At 65.7% G+C, this 16,344-nt stretch carries 13 protein-coding genes; all 13 read right to left on the bottom strand.

The features are described 5' to 3' along the window. Positions 1 to 11: 11 nt before the first annotated feature. The 13 genes from gcvH to ACNFCH_RS17275 all read right to left on the bottom strand — a co-directional run bounded on the left by gcvH (position 12) and on the right by ACNFCH_RS17275 (position 16,307). On the bottom strand, positions 12 to 389 hold the full coding sequence (gene gcvH, locus ACNFCH_RS17335) for a glycine cleavage system protein GcvH (RefSeq protein ID WP_070093100.1): 378 nt from the start codon (positions 387 to 389) through the stop codon (positions 12 to 14). A gap of 260 nt (positions 390 to 649) precedes the next feature. Beyond that, the gene (locus tag ACNFCH_RS17330; protein WP_337159134.1) at positions 650 to 2,182 is read right to left on the bottom strand and encodes a sigma-54-dependent transcriptional regulator; all 1,533 of its coding nucleotides are present in this window, start codon (positions 2,180 to 2,182) and stop codon (positions 650 to 652) included. Positions 2,183 to 2,263: 81 nt separating this feature from the next. Further along, the gene (gene cycA / locus ACNFCH_RS17325; protein WP_337159133.1) at positions 2,264 to 3,688 is read right to left on the bottom strand and encodes a D-serine/D-alanine/glycine transporter; all 1,425 of its coding nucleotides are present in this window, start codon (positions 3,686 to 3,688) and stop codon (positions 2,264 to 2,266) included. 297 nt (positions 3,689 to 3,985) lie between these two features. Next, entirely contained in the window at positions 3,986 to 5,632 is a 1,647-nt protein-coding gene (locus ACNFCH_RS17320) for a BCCT family transporter (protein ID WP_416743192.1), read from the bottom strand. A gap of 101 nt (positions 5,633 to 5,733) precedes the next feature. After that, positions 5,734 to 6,870, bottom strand: a complete 1,137-nt coding sequence (locus tag ACNFCH_RS17315; protein ID WP_416743191.1) for a M20 family metallopeptidase — start codon at positions 6,868 to 6,870, stop codon at positions 5,734 to 5,736. After that, a complete protein-coding gene (locus tag ACNFCH_RS17310) occupies positions 6,867 to 8,069 on the bottom strand; it encodes a RidA family protein (protein ID WP_337159130.1) in 1,203 nt (400 codons plus the stop codon). The genes ACNFCH_RS17315 and ACNFCH_RS17310 overlap by 4 nt, the downstream gene beginning before the upstream one ends. A 118-nt stretch (positions 8,070 to 8,187) precedes the next feature. After that, positions 8,188 to 9,129, bottom strand: a complete 942-nt coding sequence (locus tag ACNFCH_RS17305) for a LysR family transcriptional regulator (RefSeq protein WP_337159129.1) — start codon at positions 9,127 to 9,129, stop codon at positions 8,188 to 8,190. 90 nt (positions 9,130 to 9,219) lie between these two features. Next, positions 9,220 to 10,110, bottom strand: coding sequence for a DUF2950 domain-containing protein (locus ACNFCH_RS17300; protein ID WP_416743190.1), 891 nt, complete (start codon positions 10,108 to 10,110; stop codon positions 9,220 to 9,222). Continuing rightward, the gene (locus ACNFCH_RS17295) at positions 10,107 to 11,516 is read right to left on the bottom strand and encodes a DUF3300 domain-containing protein (RefSeq protein ID WP_416743189.1); all 1,410 of its coding nucleotides are present in this window, start codon (positions 11,514 to 11,516) and stop codon (positions 10,107 to 10,109) included. Before ACNFCH_RS17295 ends, ACNFCH_RS17300 begins: the two co-directional genes overlap by 4 nt. A gap of 41 nt (positions 11,517 to 11,557) precedes the next feature. Then, on the bottom strand, positions 11,558 to 12,592 hold the full coding sequence (locus ACNFCH_RS17290; protein ID WP_337159126.1) for a DUF2955 domain-containing protein: 1,035 nt from the start codon (positions 12,590 to 12,592) through the stop codon (positions 11,558 to 11,560). After that, positions 12,582 to 13,682, bottom strand: coding sequence for an HlyD family secretion protein (locus tag ACNFCH_RS17285; protein ID WP_416743188.1), 1,101 nt, complete (start codon positions 13,680 to 13,682; stop codon positions 12,582 to 12,584). The genes ACNFCH_RS17290 and ACNFCH_RS17285 overlap by 11 nt, the downstream gene beginning before the upstream one ends. Continuing rightward, the gene (locus tag ACNFCH_RS17280; protein WP_337159125.1) at positions 13,679 to 15,196 is read right to left on the bottom strand and encodes a TolC family protein; all 1,518 of its coding nucleotides are present in this window, start codon (positions 15,194 to 15,196) and stop codon (positions 13,679 to 13,681) included. The genes ACNFCH_RS17285 and ACNFCH_RS17280 overlap by 4 nt, the downstream gene beginning before the upstream one ends. Before the next feature lie 13 nt (positions 15,197 to 15,209). Further along, positions 15,210 to 16,307, bottom strand: coding sequence for an AI-2E family transporter (locus ACNFCH_RS17275; protein ID WP_337159124.1), 1,098 nt, complete (start codon positions 16,305 to 16,307; stop codon positions 15,210 to 15,212). Positions 16,308 to 16,344: the final 37 nt, after the last annotated feature.

Below are 16,344 nucleotides of genomic sequence, written 5' to 3'. Positions count from 1 at the left end.
GCCCCCCAGGCTCAGCCGTTGTCGGCCAGGAAGCGGTCGTAGCCGTCCTGGTCCATCAAGGTGTCGAGGTCCGCCAGGTTGTCCGCCTGGATGCGGAAGAACCAGCCGTCTTCCATGGGCGAGGCGTTGACCAGCTCAGGGTCGTCGGCCAGTGCCTGGTTGACCGCCACCACCTGGCCGTTGAGCGGCATGGTGATGTTGCTGGCGGCCTTGACTGACTCCAGCACCGCGACTTCATTCCCCTCGCCGTACTGGCCCGGCTCCGGCAACTGCACGAACACCACATCGCCCAAGGCCTGCTGGGCGTAGGCGGTGATGCCGACGGTCAGTTCGCCGGTCGCTTCCAGGCGCAGCCATTCGTGTTCGGGGGTAAAACGCAACGTGCTCATGGATCTTCCTCTTGTTATTGGATGGGCCCTGGTTGCAGGACCTACCTCTACAAGAGCAAGGGTGATGCCAACTCTATAAATTCCTTTATTTTCAATGTATTACGTTACTTCCAAGGGTTCTATGCGGCATTCCCCCTGGAGCGTAATCGCTCCAGCTCGCAAGGCTTGCAGTAGCGCGGCTGGGCCCATCCCTTGTAAAGCACGGCGTACGGACACGCGGAGCAAATCCGCTCCAGCGGAGCGAAATCGAACCACCTGCTTCAAGACACGCGATTGGAAATCCCATACTTGCGCAGACGCTGCCCGACCGCGGTGTGCGAGGTCTGCAAGCGCGCCGCCAACTGGCGAGTCGAGGGATAGGCCGCATAGAACTTCTCCAGCAGCGATTTCTCGAAGCCCTGCACCGCAGCTTCCAGGCTGGTGACCTCCATCACATCGCCCTGCTGGCTGCTCAGCGCCGTGCCTGCCAGCTCCAGGTCATCGCAATCGATCACCTCCCCTTCGCTGATCGCCGCGGCGCGGAAGATCACGTTCTGCAACTGGCGGATGTTGCCCGACCAGCGATTGCCCAGCAGCAGCGGATGGGTGGTCAGCGCCAGCCGACACGGCGAGCGCTGGATCTGCGCGCAGGCCTGGTGCAAAAAGTGCTCGGCCAGAAGCAGGATGTCGGTGCCGCGCTCACGCAGCGGCGGCACCACCAGGTTGAGGACGTTGAGCCGGTAGTAGAGGTCTTCGCGAAAACCGCCTTCGACCACCATGCTTTCCAGGTTGCGGTGGGTGGCGCACAGCACGCGGACATTCACCCGCACCTCGCCCCCGCCACCGACGCGGCGGAAGCTTCCGTCATTGAGAAAGCGCAGCAGCTTGGCCTGCAGGTAGGGCGACATCTCGCCCACTTCATCGAGAAACACCGTACCGCCATCGGCCAGCTCCAGCAGACCTGGCTTGCCACCACGCTGGGCACCGGTGAAGGCGCCGGCGGAGTAACCGAACAGCTCGCTTTCAGCCAGGCTCTCGGGCAGTGCGGCGCAGTTCAGGGCCAGGAAGGACGCCTCACGCCGGTTGCTCAAGGCATGGCAGGCCCGTGCCACCAGCTCCTTGCCGGTGCCGGTCTCGCCCTGGATCAGAATCGGCGCATCCAGGCTGGCCACCTTGTGCAAGCGGGTCTTGAGGTACTTGAGCGCTGGCGACTCGCCCAACAGCGCGTCCAGCCCCTCGCCTGGATCGTGCAGCAACGAGGCCAGGCGCTCGCCGATACGGCTGGGCGGATACAGCGTGAGCAAACCGCCCACCAGCGCATCGGCGCCACCGCTGATGGGCGTGGCCTCCAGCAACAACGCCTGGCCCTGAAAGCTCACCTCGCACATCGGCAGGCGAAAGCCCTTGTCGATCAGGTTCTGTGCCAGATGCGGCTCGGTGAACAGCTTCGACAGCGGCTCGCCGGCAGGCTCGCGCCCCAGCAGCCTGACCAGCGTGGGTGTGGCCAGCAGCACATGGCCGTTGGGATCCACCGCCAGCACCGGATCGCTCATGGCCGCGAGCAACGCCTCCAGTTGCAGGCGTCGGCGCTGGCCAGGCAGAAAGTCCACCAACTCCACCGCCTGCACGCCCACCACCCTCAGCAAGGCATCGTGCAGTTCATCCAGCACGGTCTGGGACAGCGCCGGCGCGTCGATGTAGACGTTGGGCGGGATCATCTCCACCGCGTCCAGGTTGAGGTTGCGTGAGCCCAGCAGGGCCAGGATCTCCTGGGTGATGCCGACGCGGTCGATGAAGGTCACGTGAATGCGCATCGCGGGTCCCTTTTCTTGAAAAGACAAAAGGGGACCGCACGCAAATGCAGCCCCCTGGGGTAACCGAAGTGGCGCCGTGGTTCAGTCCACTTCGTAGGAAAGCTGCACGGCCTGAGCCTTCTTGCGCCGGATCGAGCGATAGGACAGCCCCATCACCAGGAACCACACGGGCACGAAGTACAGGGCCTGGCGGGTGTCATCCTCCAGGGCCAGCAAGGCAGTGATAAACGCGAAGAACACCAGGCACGCCCAGGCCATGGTGGTGCCGCCGGGCATCTTGTAGATCGAGGCGCGGTGCAGGTCGTCGCGCTTCTTGCGGTAGGCCAGGTAGGACAGCAGGATCACCGACCACACGCACATGAACAGTATCGCCGACACCGTGGTGATCAAGGTGAACGCCTCGAGCATGTTCGGCACCAGGTAGATCAGCAGCGCCCCGCCCAGCAGGCAGGTGCAAGAGAAGATCAAGCCATTGGACGGCACCGCGCGCTTGGACAGTGCGCTGAACTTGCTGGGCGCATCGCCGTCCACCGCCAGGCCGTAGAGCATGCGGCTGGTGGAGAACACGCCACTGTTGGCCGACGAGGCCGCCGAGGTCAGCACCACGAAGTTGATGATCCCCGCCGCCGCCGGCAGGCCAGCCAGGACGAACAGCTCGACGAATGGGCTCTTGCTCGGCACCACATCACGCCAGGGCGTGACAGCCATGATGGCGATCAGGGCCAGCACATAGAAGACGATGATGCGCAGCGGAATCGAGTTGATCGCCCGTGGCAGGTTGCGCTCCGGGTTCTTGGTTTCCGCCGCGGTGGTGCCGACCAGCTCGATGCCGACGAAGGCGAACACGGCGATCTGGAAGCCGGCGAAAAAGCCCATCACACCGTGGGGGAACATTCCCTCGTCATTCCACAGGTTGGCCAGCGACGCCACGCTACCGGTAGAAGACTGATAGGCCGTGGCCACCATGTAGAAGCCGGTGCAGACCAAAGCGCAGATCGCCACGATCTTGATCATGGCAAACCAGAACTCCAGCTCGCCGAACATCTTCACGGTCATCAGGTTGAGCGACAGCAACAGCCCCACGCAGCCTAGCGCCGGCGCCCATTGCGGGATATCCGGGAACCAGAACTGCGAATAGGCGGAGATGGCAATGACGTCGGCGATACCGGTCACGATCCAGCAGAACCAGTATGTCCAGCCGGTGAAGTACCCGGCCCAAGGCCCGAGCAGGTCGTGGGCGAAATCAATGAAGGACTTGTATTTCAGGTTCGATAGCAGCAGTTCACCCATCGCCCGCATGACGAAGAACAGCATGAAGCCGATGATCATGTAGACGAAGATGATCGACGGCCCGGCCAGGCTGATGGTCTTGCCCGAGCCCATGAACAGGCCCGTGCCGATGGCGCCGCCAATGGCGATCAATTGGATATGACGGTTGGAGAGGTTGCGTTGCAGTTCGTGCGCTTGTTGGTCAGGCGGGCTGACACCCAGCGGCGAGTTGTTCATCGTTTTCACCTTGTAAGTCGAATTATTTTTATAACGTCACAAGTTCAAACGCCTCAGCCAGGTACCCACTGCCTTGCCCGGCTGGACACAACCCCCGGAGCAAGGTCTGTGCCAGGCAAAAAAAGCCCCTGGAACGCCCATTCCAGGCGGATCCGTCGCATTCAACATGTAATGAAGTCGCTCCAGGAAAAGCGCGCTGCGCGCGAAGCAATCGCGCGCAGGCGTCATGAACCGTACGCTCACGCCTGGCGGAACGATTTCGCTACGTTGGAACGCTATCAATCCGCCTGGGCAACCTCAGACAATCGCTTCATCCTTCCACTTCACACCCACCTCCCCCCCTACATCCACACCCTCGCCGCCCAACTGCCGAGCCTCGGCTTCGATGTCCTCGACACTGCGATGGCGATAGTCCCGGTACAGCCAGCGGACGAACCCGTAGGCCATCACCAACAGCAGGAAGAAGAACGGAATGGAGGTGAGGATGACCGAAGTCTTCACCGTCTTCAGGGACAGGTGATTGGCGATCATGGTCAGCGGCACCAGCGCCAGCATTACGCACCAGAACAGGCGCAGGAATGGCGAAGGGTCGCGGCCTTCCGGCAGGTTGCGGGTGGTGGCGGCCGCTACGGTGTAGGCCGAGGCATCGATATGCGAGGCCAGGAAGATCACCATCACGAACAGGTAGAACGCCGTGGCCAGGCCCGACATCGGGAAGCCGTTGAGCAACTGGGTGATAGCCACTTCGCCGCCCTGGTTGGCGACCACGGCCGGCACATCCAGCACGCCCTTGAGCAACTGGTCGATACCATAGCCACTGAGGCTGCCGAAGATCGCCCAGCAACTGACGCTGCCGCCGAGCAACAGGGCCGCGGCCACCTCTTTCAAGGTCCGCCCGCGGGACACGCGCGCCACGAAGATCGACACGGCCGGGGTATAGGAAATCGCCCAGAACCAGTAGAACACCGTCCAGTTGCGGGTGAACTCCCCGTCGCCGGCCGGGTCGGTGAACAGGCTCATGTGCAGGAAGTTGGAGAACATCAGGCCGACGCCGTTGACCGTGTTCTTGACGATGAACCCCGTCGGCCCCACCACCAACACCGCCAGGGCGCAGAACAGCGCGCCCCAGCAGACCATGCTGGCCAGGCGCTGCATGCCGCCTTCCAGGCCGATGTAGGAGCTCAGGGAGAAGATACTGGTGATCACCAGCACGATGCCCGCCTGCATCGCAAAGGTATTGGGCAGGCCGGTGAGGTTGGACAGGCTGTTGGAGAAGGTCTGGGTGGTCACCACCATGGTCACCGTCAGACCGCCGAACGTGCCGATCAAGAAGATGATGTCGATCAGCCGACCGATCGGCCCGCTGGCCTTGAACCCGGTCACCGCCTCGATGATGCCGGCCAGGCTCAACTTGTCATGCTTGCGCACGTGGTAGTAGTAGGCCATGGCCATGCCCCCGACGGCGTAGCACGCCCAGGTGCCGAAGCCCCAGTGGAAGAAGGCATAGGCAATGCTCATGTCCAGCGCCTCGGGGCTGCGCGCGGCAATGTTCAGCCCCGGCGTGTTGTAGTAGAACGCCCACTCCACCAAGCCCCAATATAGGGTCGCCGAGCTGAGCCCTGCGCAGATGAACATGAACACCCAAGGCAGGGTCTTGAACTGCGGCTTGCCACTGCCCAGGCGAATGTTGCCGTACTTGCTGAAGATGATGAACAGCGACCCTACGACGAACGCCAGGAACACCAGCAGCACCGGCGCCGCCAGCAAGTCCGTGGCGCCCTGGAACAACTGGCTGGCGACCTGCTCGGAGCGCGCAGGGAAAGCGGCCAGGGCAAACACCGTGAGGAAGATCGACACCACGCTGACCACGATCAGCAGGGTGTCCTTGCGGGTGCGAACCTGGCCGTCCGGGAGGGCCGGGTTCGCGTTTGCGGAAATTTTCATGGGTTACCTTTCTATTCGGCTGTATTGATCTTGTTGTGTGCCTTTGGCTGCGCGTGAACAGCGCCCGCAGCCGGTCATAGAAGTACGTGGTTGGTGCGGCCTCAGGTGCCCTCCTCACACCAATCGACGATCAAGCGCCGATACAGGCGTACGGCCTGCTCGATGCGGGCGACTTCGCAGTACTCGTCGGTCTGGTGCGCCATGTGCGGCGTACCTGGGCCGAGAATCACGATGGGCACACCCGGGTGGGCGTGCTGCAACGCGCAGGCGTCGGTGAAGTAGCTCGCGCCCCGGGGCTCGGGGCGCACACCGGTCTCCTGTTCGACAAGGCGATAGACCGTCGCGATCCAGGGATCGGCGAGGTCGGTGAAGACAGCCGGCAGATCCAGCACCGCGTCGACCTGGGCGATATCCGGCTGCAAGGTGTCGAGCAACGCGGCACGGGCATCGGCATGGGAGGTGCCGGGCAAACTGCGAATGTCGACGCACAGCTCTGCCAGGTCCGGGACCACGTTGATGCTGCTGCCCGCGTGCAACGTCCCGGCGCTGATGCTGGTCGCGCCCAGCACGGGGTGGCGTGGCGAGGCAACCTGGTACTGCTCGATCTTGCCCAGGGCGCGGCCCACTTTGTACAGGGCGTTATCGCCTTGCTCGGGCATCGAACCATGAGCGCTCTTGCCCCGTGCCGTCAGCTTGAGCCAGAGCGCGCCCTTGTGACCGATCAAGGGATAGTTCGCGGTCATCTCGCCCACGATGATCGCCCCGGCGTGATGTTGGTCCACGCCATCGCGCACCAGCGCCGCCGCGCCTTGGCAGCCGGTCTCTTCGCTCGCGGTCAGCACCAGCACGACACCTGCGCGTTGAGCGATCAGCGCACGCTCCTGCAATGCCGCACTGATGAACGCCGCGACTCCCGCCTTCATGTCGCTGCTGCCGCGCCCGTACAACCGGCCCTCGCGGATTTCCCCGGCGAACGGGTCGACCGACCAGGGCGCCTTGCCCAGCGGCACGGTATCCAGGTGCCCGGTAAAGCACAGCGGCCGCCCCTGGTCGTTACCCAGGTAGGCCACCAGGCTGGCCCGCCCCGGCGACAGCTCGTGCAGGGTCACGGCAAAGCCTGCGTCGATCAGCAACTGGGCCAGAAACGCCGCACAAGGCTGCTCGTTGCCCGGCGGATTGGTCGTGTCGAAGGCCACGAGCTTGCGGGTCAGCTCGATCGCCTGTTCGCAGGCGTTCATGGCTGCCTCGACGCGTCAGCGTGGCCCAGCTCGACCGCGACCGCATCCACCTGGATCGAGGCGCCACCGGGCAGCCCGTTGACCCTGACCACGGTGAACGGCGGCACAGCCTCACCACACAGCCTGCCCAGGGCCTCGGTGAACAGCGACAGGACGCGGTCGGGTTGGCCGTCGGCCTCATCACCGGCCACCAGCACATGCAGATGCCCCATCGCTTGAGGCGAGCTGCCCACCTTGCGCAACTGATCGGCCACGCGCGACAGCGCCTCATCGGCTGCCTGCTCGCTCCCAACCTGCCCGGCACTCTGACCGGCAACCTGGATGCTCGGGCCACAACGGCGCACTTGCGTGCAGCCATCGCGGCCGTCGTCATGGGCTACGCCCACCTGGGCGGTGGCGTCGATTTCCAGCAGCAGACCTTCATAGAGCAGGTTAACGCCAAAGGCGGTGACGGGCGGCAGCGGTTCACCACAGACAGCGCGCACGCCCTCCAGGATTTGCTCGAGCCTTGCCTGGGCGGCGGCCTGGTCGCCGTCGTGCAGGTAGCAGACCTTGAGCTGGGTCAGGTCGGCAAAGCGTGAGCCGGCATCGAGCAGTACATGGCGGATGTGCTCGAGCACGTTGTGGGTCTGCCCTGCCAAGTCCCCCAGGGCTACTGCCTTGCCGCTCATGTCCGCCGAGACCTGGCCACCGACCCACACCTGACGACCCGCCTTCCAACCCTGGGACAACGGCACCGGAATGCTCCAGTCCCAGCTCTTGGCCGGCATGATCCGCTGGCGTTGCGTGGTCGGCACGGCCAGTGCCTCGGCTTCGAGCTGGATCAGCGCGCCGGAGCAGGCCATGCCACGCACGCGCACGGCCGTGGCTGCCGGGCCTGGATCCGGGAAGTACTGCAGGCGCACGCGGGTCATCTTCTCCCAGTAGACCGTGGCCTGGTCCTCGTCGCCTTCAAAGACGTAGTAGGTGTTCAGGCGCACCAGGTCGGCCATTTCCAGGCCAGCGGCGTGCAGGGCGGCCTTGAGGTTGCGAAACACCGCGTGGGTCTGGGCTTCGATGTCGCCTGCGCCCATCAACCGGCCGCTGGCGTCCACCGGCAGGACGCCACCGACGAACACCTGGTGGCCCAGGCGGCGCTGGCGAAAAGGCTGCACCGACAGGTGCGAGCCAAGGGAAATCGGGGTATTGAGGTCGGACATGGCATTGCTCCCTTTTGCCAGTCTGGCCCCAGTGCCGGGCCGTCAGGCAATCATCAGGTTGGCTGTGTTGTCTCGCCCCTGACTCTAGAGAAGCCAATACTTCGGAAAAATAGCCAGTTCAAGAAGTTGACTTCGGCAATTCCCGAAGCATCGCACCCGGTGGGTTCAACCCCGCGCATTCGAGCAATTGCTGTTGGAAGGCCTCGACGGTGCGCGGTGGGCTGACGCCATGGCGCAGGATGACGTCGACGCACAGATCGGAGGCGAACTGCCCAGGGCACAGCCTGCGTATTTCGCCCTTGTCGACCCAGGGCTGGGCGTAGTGCAGCGGCAGGAAACCGATGTATTGGCCAGAGATGATCATCATGGCCCGCGCCTCGACGTTGTCCACGCTGCCGGCGGCCCGCTCCACCTGGAGTTGATCCAGGTCGAAGCGGCCAAGGAAGGTGCGCGCGGCCAGCCGCGCCTGGCTCAGCAACAACGGCGTGATGCTGGCGTCGTCCTGTTCGAACAGCGGGTCGGTGCGCGAACAGAACAGCCCGTGGGCTTCGGTGTACAACGGCGTGTAGTCCAGCCCTGGCAAGCGGCTGGGGAACGGGCCGACCGCCAGGTGCAGGCGACCGTCCATGACCCGCTGTTCCAGCGCATTGGGGGTGTCGATGTGGATCTGCAGATGGACCTGCGGGGCCATCTGGCCAAACCGGCGAATGGCCAAGGTCAGTGGGCTGCTCGGGTCGGTCAGGGTGGCATCGATCACCCCCACCCGCAGTGCCCCGCTCAACTGCCGGCGCAGGGTGGCGGCTTCCATGGAGAACGTCTCGACCGCCGTCAGCATGCGCTGCGCCGCCTCGTACAGCACCTGGCCCTCATCGGTCAGGCGAAACCCCGAGCGACCGCGCTCGCAGAGCCTCACGCCCAGGCGGGTCTCCAGCAGGCTCATCTGCTCGCTGATCGCCGACACGCTGATGTTCAGCGCCGGCTGCGCGGCGGAGAACCCACCACACTTGACCACTGTCTCGAAGATCCTCAGGGACTTGAGGTCCGCATCCTGCACGCGCATCGCTGTACTCCCGGCTTCACCTGCCCGATTGGCACCGGGCAGGCTAGCCGAATACGACAGCGCCTGCGACTGCGCTGCGCGTGCAGCGGCTCATTCGCCGGGGTCGACCTTCACCACCTGCCAGCTGTCGTCGGGGTCGAAGCGCTTCATCGCCTTGGCCACCTTCTCGCCATCGGGCCCCAGGTCCTTGTCGAACACCTGGCCGTCATGGCTGATCATGAAGCTCATCACCCCCGTCTGGTTGTATTTGGCCGGCCACGCGATCAGGGCAAAGCCTCGACTCATCTGGTTGCCGATCAGGTAGCTGTAGGCGCCGCCGGGCGCCGAAGGGCCCTGCCCATCGAGGATGCGAAAGTGATAGCCGTACCAGTCATCCCCGACCACATCCTGGCCGAACAACGGGCCCAGCGGACTGATCTGCCCGTCGCTTTCATCCGCCCAGTACAGACCGTCGTGCTTGCCGGGGCTGCTGAAGATCTTCTGCGCGTACTCGAGCGCGCCATTGCCGTTGCGGTCCTGTGAGGCGTAGTCCATCTGCGCGTCGTGATACGCCAGCACCGACTGCAAGGCCGCCAGTTCGTTACGACCGATGCGCCGCGCGCGGATCTCGGCGCTGCCGGCCTTGAGGTCGAAGCGCCAGCCGCCGCTGCCTTTGACCAAGGGGATCGGCAAGGTCCAGTGATCGCCGCCCACGGCCAGTATCGCCTTGCGCTCACCGTCGGTCTCGAGGGAGTGCTGCTCGCGGTACTGTTGCAGGAACGCATCCACATCGCTGCGCTGCACGCCCCCGCGTGGGATGTAGGTACGCCAGTCATCGCCGAGCAGTTGCGCCAGCCGCGCTTCATCGGGGTGCTCCACGCCCAACGCCTCGACGAAGGCATCGACGGCCTGCTGCGGGGTGGGGAACGCCTGCTGGGCCAAGGCGACGCATGACCAGACAAGGCCGACGGCCAACAGCCCGGTGAATGTCTTGATGTTCATCGCCGCCCTCCTCCTCTGCGCATGGGCGCACTGGCCGGCCTGGACACCGGACGCCCTGCCGCCCGCGCGGAGCTGGGTCGCTGGGCGAACGACTGGCTCAGCCGTCCACGGTTGGCCTGCACATTGGCCCGCGACGGCGAGCGAACGCCATCGAAGGCATTGTTGCGGGCCCGCCCGGCCGAGGCCGTGGGCCGCTTCTGCGCGGCCTGGCGGAGCTGACCATCGCCTTGACGGCGGTCGGCCACTCGTGGCGCGTTCGCCCCGCCCTGCAGGCGATTGCCGGCCTGGGCTTCGCGGACCCGCTCGCGGGCCTCGCGGTTGGTGGTGGCCGGGCGTTCGATGCCGTGCCGGTCCATCGAAGCCCGGGCCTTTTCCCGGGCCTGGGCGCGCTGGGCATCGTCGCCTCGATAAGCGGCGCGCTGGCGGGCGCCGTCCAGTTGCCGGCCGTACTGCTCGCGGCTCCTGGCATCGCGGTATGGCACGCCATCGCGGTGCACGGCGTTGTGCTGCCACTTGTTCTGGCTGTTGTTGATGCGGTTGTCGATGTTGTTGATGTTGTTGTAGCGATCGACGTCGATATCGATGTCGTGATCGTCCCAGTCGCAATCGCCCCACAGCGAGTTGATGATCGCCACGCCTGTGCCGAAGGCCAGCCCCGCCACCAGGGCCGAGCCTGCGTAATAGGCCGGCGGCGGTGGGTAGTACACCGGCGGCGAGGCGGGATACTGCCAAGTGCCGTAGGTGGTGTTGGGGTTGTAGCTGGGCACGTAGACCACTTGCGGATCGGCCGGCTCGATGATGATGGTGTTGCCGGCCGGCGCGCTCTGGGTGGTAGCGCCCGCGGAGGACGGCGCGGGTGCGGCCTGCACGGTCACGTTCTGGTACTGGTTGCTTTGCAGGTTGCCGGCCGCCTGGGCCTGGCGACGCAGGCGCTGCACGCTGTTCATGACGTCGTCGGGCTGGGCCAGGAAGGCATCTCCCAGGCGCTGCACCCAGACCGGATCCTGGCCCAGGGTCACCAGCACCTGCGGAAAGGCCACCAGCGCCTGCACGCTGGGGTCCCAGGTCTGCCCGGCCACCTGCTTGACCGCCTCGTCGCCCTTGAGCGTGCTGTTGGCCTTCGACCAGGTCACCGCCTCGGCGACCTCGCCCGGGTAGGTGGTCGCCATCAGCACCTGTGCCAGCAGCGCATCGGGGTACAGCGCGATGGGCGCGAGCATCTGGTCCAACTGCTCTTGGGTGAACACGGCCGCCTTGGCGGTGCCCGCGCTCGGCGCAGGTTCGCCGGTCGGCGTAGGCCCGCCAGCCGGGGCCGGGGCAGGCGCCGTCGCCGCCGTCTGCGCAAGGCTTACCGTGCCGCCCAGGCACAACATCACTGTCATGACGCCTAGCAATGGAACGCGCATCGCACCTCCCGCAAAGGTCTACCGCATGAAATGAATGTGCGTTAAGGGTAGCGCTGCACCTGCGATTTACCACGTCGCGCACGCCGACTGTCGATCCACACCAACATGGCACTGGCATACAACGAAACCGCCAGGAACAGCGCCATGCGCACCGCGAACGCGCGGTACACATCCTGGCCCGCCACGCTGTCCTGCACCGACTGCCCCAGCAGGATCAGCATCGTTGTCAGGCAACTGACCCAGAACGCCGGGCCATGCCGGCTGGCCACCACTGCATAGAGCCGTCGGGCTTGCCACAGGGCGAACAACAGCCCCCACAGGAAGAACATCCACAGGTGGACGAACAGGCTGAGCGCACTCCACAGCAAGATCGCCAGTACACCGGCCAGCAAGGTCGAGCCGATCAGTTCTCGGGCAGCTTGGCGGGCATCGGTCTGGTCGGCCTGCTGGCCGAGGCTGACCGCCTTCATGATCAGCGGCATGAAGCGGTCCGGTGCGATCAGCGCCAGCAGAAACGCCGGCATGACGATCAGCGTCGCGCGCAGGGCAATCCAGTCCACCGCCTCGGCGCTTTCGGGCGGCTTGGCCTGCACACTGGCCGCCTCCGCAGGTTCAGGGAACAACACATGGGCCACCGCGCAGCCGACTACGGCCAGCAGCATGCCCTTGGCCAAGGCTTCGACCACCGACAAGGCCAATGTGAAGTCGCTGGTACCTGCCGCGGCGATCATGGTCAGGCCGACCACCAGCAAGTTCGCCAACAACCCGTTGCCGCCGCGCAAGGCATAGCGGAACACCGCGAACAGGCCGACGCCCACCAGCAGGACCCCACTCACCGGCGCATGGCGCAACAGTGGGATCAGCAACAGGCCGCTGCCACAACTGAGCAGCACCATCAGCGCCAGCACCGGCGCCGCACGCAACCCCAGGGCCTGGCTGCGCATGGCCAGCAACAGCACGGCGAACACCGGCGCCAGGATCGGCACCGGCATGCCCAGGCCGAAGCTCGCCGCCAGGCACAGCGCCGTGCCCCAGGCCAGCCGCAACGCCCGCAGGCGACGCAGTTCAATAGGCATAGGACAACCAGCTCATCACCCACATGAACACCCGGCCCAGCAAGTTCAGCGGGTTGCCCTCCCTCGGCAGCGCCATGATCTCGGCCTGGCCGCCAACCCGCAGGTTGCTCACGCTCAGCCGATCATCGCGCTCCAGTTCGACGATCACCGGGAACCGTTGCGCCGAACGCAGCCACTCGCGGCTGTTCTGTATCTGGGGCAGCGAGCCTGGCGGCGGGCTCTGGCCGACGCTCACGCCATAGCCGATGCTGCGCACCCGCCCGCGCAACAACTCGCCGGGCAAGGCATCGAGCACCACCAGCACCGGCGTGCCTGGGCGCAGGTGGCCCAGGTTGTTCTCGGTCATGTCGGCGCTGATCCACAGGTCGTGGATGGGGATCAGGGTCATCACCGGGCTGCCGGCGCCGACATAGTGGCCGACATCGGTGCGCAGGTCGGTGATCAAGCCGTTGGCGTCGGCGCGCACTTCGGTGCGGGCCAGGTCCAAGCGGGCCTTCTCGACGTTGGCCACCGCGCTGCGCACCTGGGCGTTGTCCGCCTCCTGCCCGCCCTGCTGTTCGCGCGCACGCTCGACTTCGGCGCGGGCCGCGGCCACTTGGCTGCTGGCCTGTTGCCGGGTGGCCTGGGCCCCTTCCAGGCGTCGCACGGACACCGTGCCGGGGTCCTCCTGATACAGGCGCGTCAGGCGCTCGGCGTCCTGGCGCGCCTTGCGCTCGTTGGCCTGGGCGGCGGCCAGCGAAGCCTGGGCGGCGTCGATGCCGGCGGTATGGGCGCCGATCTGACGGCGCACCGTGTCGAGTTCGGCCTCGGCCCGGGCCAGGGCGATGCGGTATTGCGCCTGGTCCAGCTCGAACAGCACCTCGCCCTGGCGCACCTCCTGGTTGTTGCCCACCGCCACTCGCTTCACCTGCCCGGCCACCTCGGCGCTGACCGGCACCACGTAGGCCTGCAGCCGCGCCTGCTGGGTGTATGGCGTGAAGCGGTCGGCGAGCAGGTACCAGAGCAGGCTCACGGCGATCAAGAGCAGTACCCAGCGCATGCCCCGGTCGGGCTTGGCGGATGCGGGCGAAGGGGCTGGGACATCGCTCATTTCGGCTCACCTGTGTCGTGGCTGGCTGGGACGGGGTTGTCGAGCAAATCCCCCCAGTCGGTGCGTTGTTGCATGTATTGGCGGGTGTCAGCATCGATGGGCGCGCGATGCGGATCCCAGCCGCCGCCGAGGGCTTTGTACAGGGCCACCAGGCTGCCGACCGCATTGCCGCGGCTGACCAGGTAGCTGTCCTGCTGTTGCAGCAACAGTTGCTGGGCATCGAGCACCCGCTGGAAATCGGCAAAGCCCTCGCGGTACTGCGAGGTGGCCAGGTCCAGCGAGCGTTGCGCGGCCTGGGAGGCTTGCTGGCGAACCTCGGCACTTTGCAGCGAACGCACCAGCCCGCTGGCCGCGTCATCGGCCTCGCGGGCGGCCTCGCGTACATCGCGCTGGTACAGCTCGATCAACTGCTGAAGCCGCGCATCCTCCACGCGCACGGCATTCTTGCGCCGGCCGTAGTCGAACGGGTTCCAGATCAAGCTGGGGCCGGCGGCGAGCTGGAAGCTGTCGGGCAGGTGGCTGGCCGAGACGAACGTCCAGCCGATGCTGCCCAACAGGCTCAACGACGGATACAGGTCGGCCTCGGCCACGCCCACCAGGGCCGACTGAGCCGCCACGGCCTGCTCGGCCGCGCGGATGTCCGGGCGGCGCTGCAACAGGCTCGCCGGCACATCCTGCAGGATCGCCCGGTCGGGCACCGGCAACTGCCCGCGACCGCTCGCCAGTTCAGGCAATGGCCCCGGTGGCCGGCCCAGCAGTGCGCACAACACATTGCGCAGGGCGTTGAGCTGATTCTCGAGCTCCGGGATGCTGGCCTGGGTGGCCAGGTACTGGGTGCGGGCCTGTTGCCAGTCAAGTTCGTCGTTCTCGCCATGACGGAACAGCCGTTCGGTGATCTGCAGGCTGCGCGCCTGGCGCTGGGCGTTCTCGTGGGCGATGTCCAGGCGGGCCTCGACGGTGCGCAGGCTGAAATAGCTGTCGGCCACCTGCGCACGCAACAGCACCATGGCATCGGCGTAGTTGGCCTCGGAGGCGAAGTACAGCGCATCGGCCGATTCGATGGCGCGGCTGAAGCGTCCCCAGAAGTCGACCTCCCAGGCAATGTCGAAGCCCAGGCTGGATTGCCAGAACACTGAGTCCCGGGCGCTGGGAGCGCCGGACTGGTCCTGCTTGAGGTAGAGGCTTTCACCGCGCAACTGCTGCACCTGGGGGTAGCGCCCGGTCTGGGCGATGGCCAGTTGCGCGCGCGCCTCGGCGATGCGCAGGCCTGCCACGCGCAGGTCGGTGTTGTGCGCATCGGCTTCGGCGATCAGTGCATCGAGCGTCGGGTCGGCGAACACCGCCCACCACTGGCGCAGGTCTGGCGTCGCCGCCGGGCGGGCAGCCTGCTCCAGCGAAGGGGTGTTCCAGGTGTCCAGCCAGGGCGTGGGCACGGGGTTGAAGTCCGGGCCGACCTGGGTGCATCCCCCCAAGACGGCCAGGCTCAGTGCACAACAAAAGACACGTTTGACCATGGCGCACCCTGGTTCAGTACGTCTTGTCGGCACGCGTTTCGGGCACTTGCTGCGCGACCCACTGCCAGAACAGGTTGTAGGTCACCGCCAGGATCACCGGGCCGATGAACAGGCCGATGATGCCCTTGACCACCATGCCGCCCAAGGCGCCGATCAGCACCACCGGCATCGGCACATCCACGCCGCGCCCCAGCAGCAAGGGCTTGAGCACGTTGTCGGCAAGGCCGGCGACGAAGGTGTAGATGGCGAACACAATGGTGCCGACCGTGAAGCCTTCGGTGCTGAAAATGTAGGCGATCACCGGCAGCGTGATCAGCGTCGCAGGTGCCTGGGCAATGCCCAGCATCAGGATGGCGATAGCCAGGATGCCCGCCCCCGGTACGCCCTTGATCACGAAGCCGACGCCGATCAGCAGCATCTGGATGAAGGCGATGCCGATCACGCCCTGGGCCACCGCGCGGATGGTGGCGGTGCACAGCCTGGCGATGGGCTTGCCTTGGGCTTCGCCGGAAACCCGCATGGCGATACGCTGCGCCGCCCACTCACCGCGCTCGCCGAAGGCCATGATCACTCCCGAGATGATGATCGCCGCGATGAACAGCAAGAAAGCGCCACCGGCACTGGCGATGGCCCCGAGCATGATCCGGCCAGCATCCTTGAGATACGGCATCAGGTTGTTCAACACCCCGCTCAGGCTTTCGGACGCCGACAGCCAAAGGGCATACACCCGCGGCCCCACCAGCGGCCAGGTGGCGACCGACTCCGGCGGCGCCGGCACGCTCCAGGCGCCGCTCTTGAGCAGCGCCACCAGGCTCTCGACCGACTGGCCTAGAGACACCACCACCAGGTAGATCGGCACCAGGAGCACCAGCAGGACCAACAGCACCACCAGTGTCGCGGCATGGCCGTCCTTCAGGCCGCTGGCGCGCTTGACCCGTTGCTGCAACGGGTACAGCGTGACCGCGAGGATCACGGCCCAGAGCATCAGTTCGAGAAAGGGCTGGAAGACCTGAAAGGCAAAAATCACCAGCCCCGCCACCAGCCCTGCCTTGATGAGCACATCGAGCAAGCCCCGTGACAGGGCGCTGTCCAGCTTGAAACTCGGCTGCATGAATCACCTCCGGGCCGCCTTGGGCGGGTCGAACAGT

This window comes from Pseudomonas sp. NY15354, from assembly GCF_048068075.1.
In the GTDB taxonomy this organism is placed as follows: Bacteria; Pseudomonadota; Gammaproteobacteria; order Pseudomonadales; family Pseudomonadaceae; genus Aquipseudomonas; species Aquipseudomonas guariconensis_C.
The sequence above is the reverse complement of the archived record's forward strand: the minus strand, read 5'-3'. Positions and strand labels throughout refer to the sequence as shown.

Excerpts from the sequence above, each read along its gene's own strand:
- gcvH (WP_070093100.1), bottom strand. The coding sequence starts at position 389 with ATGAGCACGTTGCGTTTTACCCCCGAACACGAATGGCTGCGCCTGGAA.
- ACNFCH_RS17330 (WP_337159134.1), bottom strand. The coding sequence starts at position 2,182 with ATGCGCATTCACGTGACCTTCATCGACCGCGTCGGCATCACCCAGGAG.
- cycA (WP_337159133.1), bottom strand. The coding sequence starts at position 3,688 with ATGAACAACTCGCCGCTGGGTGTCAGCCCGCCTGACCAACAAGCGCAC.
- ACNFCH_RS17320 (WP_416743192.1), bottom strand. The coding sequence starts at position 5,632 with ATGAAAATTTCCGCAAACGCGAACCCGGCCCTCCCGGACGGCCAGGTT.
- ACNFCH_RS17315 (WP_416743191.1), bottom strand. The coding sequence starts at position 6,870 with ATGAACGCCTGCGAACAGGCGATCGAGCTGACCCGCAAGCTCGTGGCC.
- ACNFCH_RS17310 (WP_337159130.1), bottom strand. The coding sequence starts at position 8,069 with ATGTCCGACCTCAATACCCCGATTTCCCTTGGCTCGCACCTGTCGGTG.
- ACNFCH_RS17305 (WP_337159129.1), bottom strand. The coding sequence starts at position 9,129 with ATGCGCGTGCAGGATGCGGACCTCAAGTCCCTGAGGATCTTCGAGACA.
- ACNFCH_RS17300 (WP_416743190.1), bottom strand. The coding sequence starts at position 10,110 with ATGAACATCAAGACATTCACCGGGCTGTTGGCCGTCGGCCTTGTCTGG.
- ACNFCH_RS17295 (WP_416743189.1), bottom strand. The coding sequence starts at position 11,516 with ATGCGCGTTCCATTGCTAGGCGTCATGACAGTGATGTTGTGCCTGGGC.
- ACNFCH_RS17290 (WP_337159126.1), bottom strand. The coding sequence starts at position 12,592 with ATGCCTATTGAACTGCGTCGCCTGCGGGCGTTGCGGCTGGCCTGGGGC.
- ACNFCH_RS17285 (WP_416743188.1), bottom strand. The coding sequence starts at position 13,682 with ATGAGCGATGTCCCAGCCCCTTCGCCCGCATCCGCCAAGCCCGACCGG.
- ACNFCH_RS17280 (WP_337159125.1), bottom strand. The coding sequence starts at position 15,196 with ATGGTCAAACGTGTCTTTTGTTGTGCACTGAGCCTGGCCGTCTTGGGG.
- ACNFCH_RS17275 (WP_337159124.1), bottom strand. The coding sequence starts at position 16,307 with ATGCAGCCGAGTTTCAAGCTGGACAGCGCCCTGTCACGGGGCTTGCTC.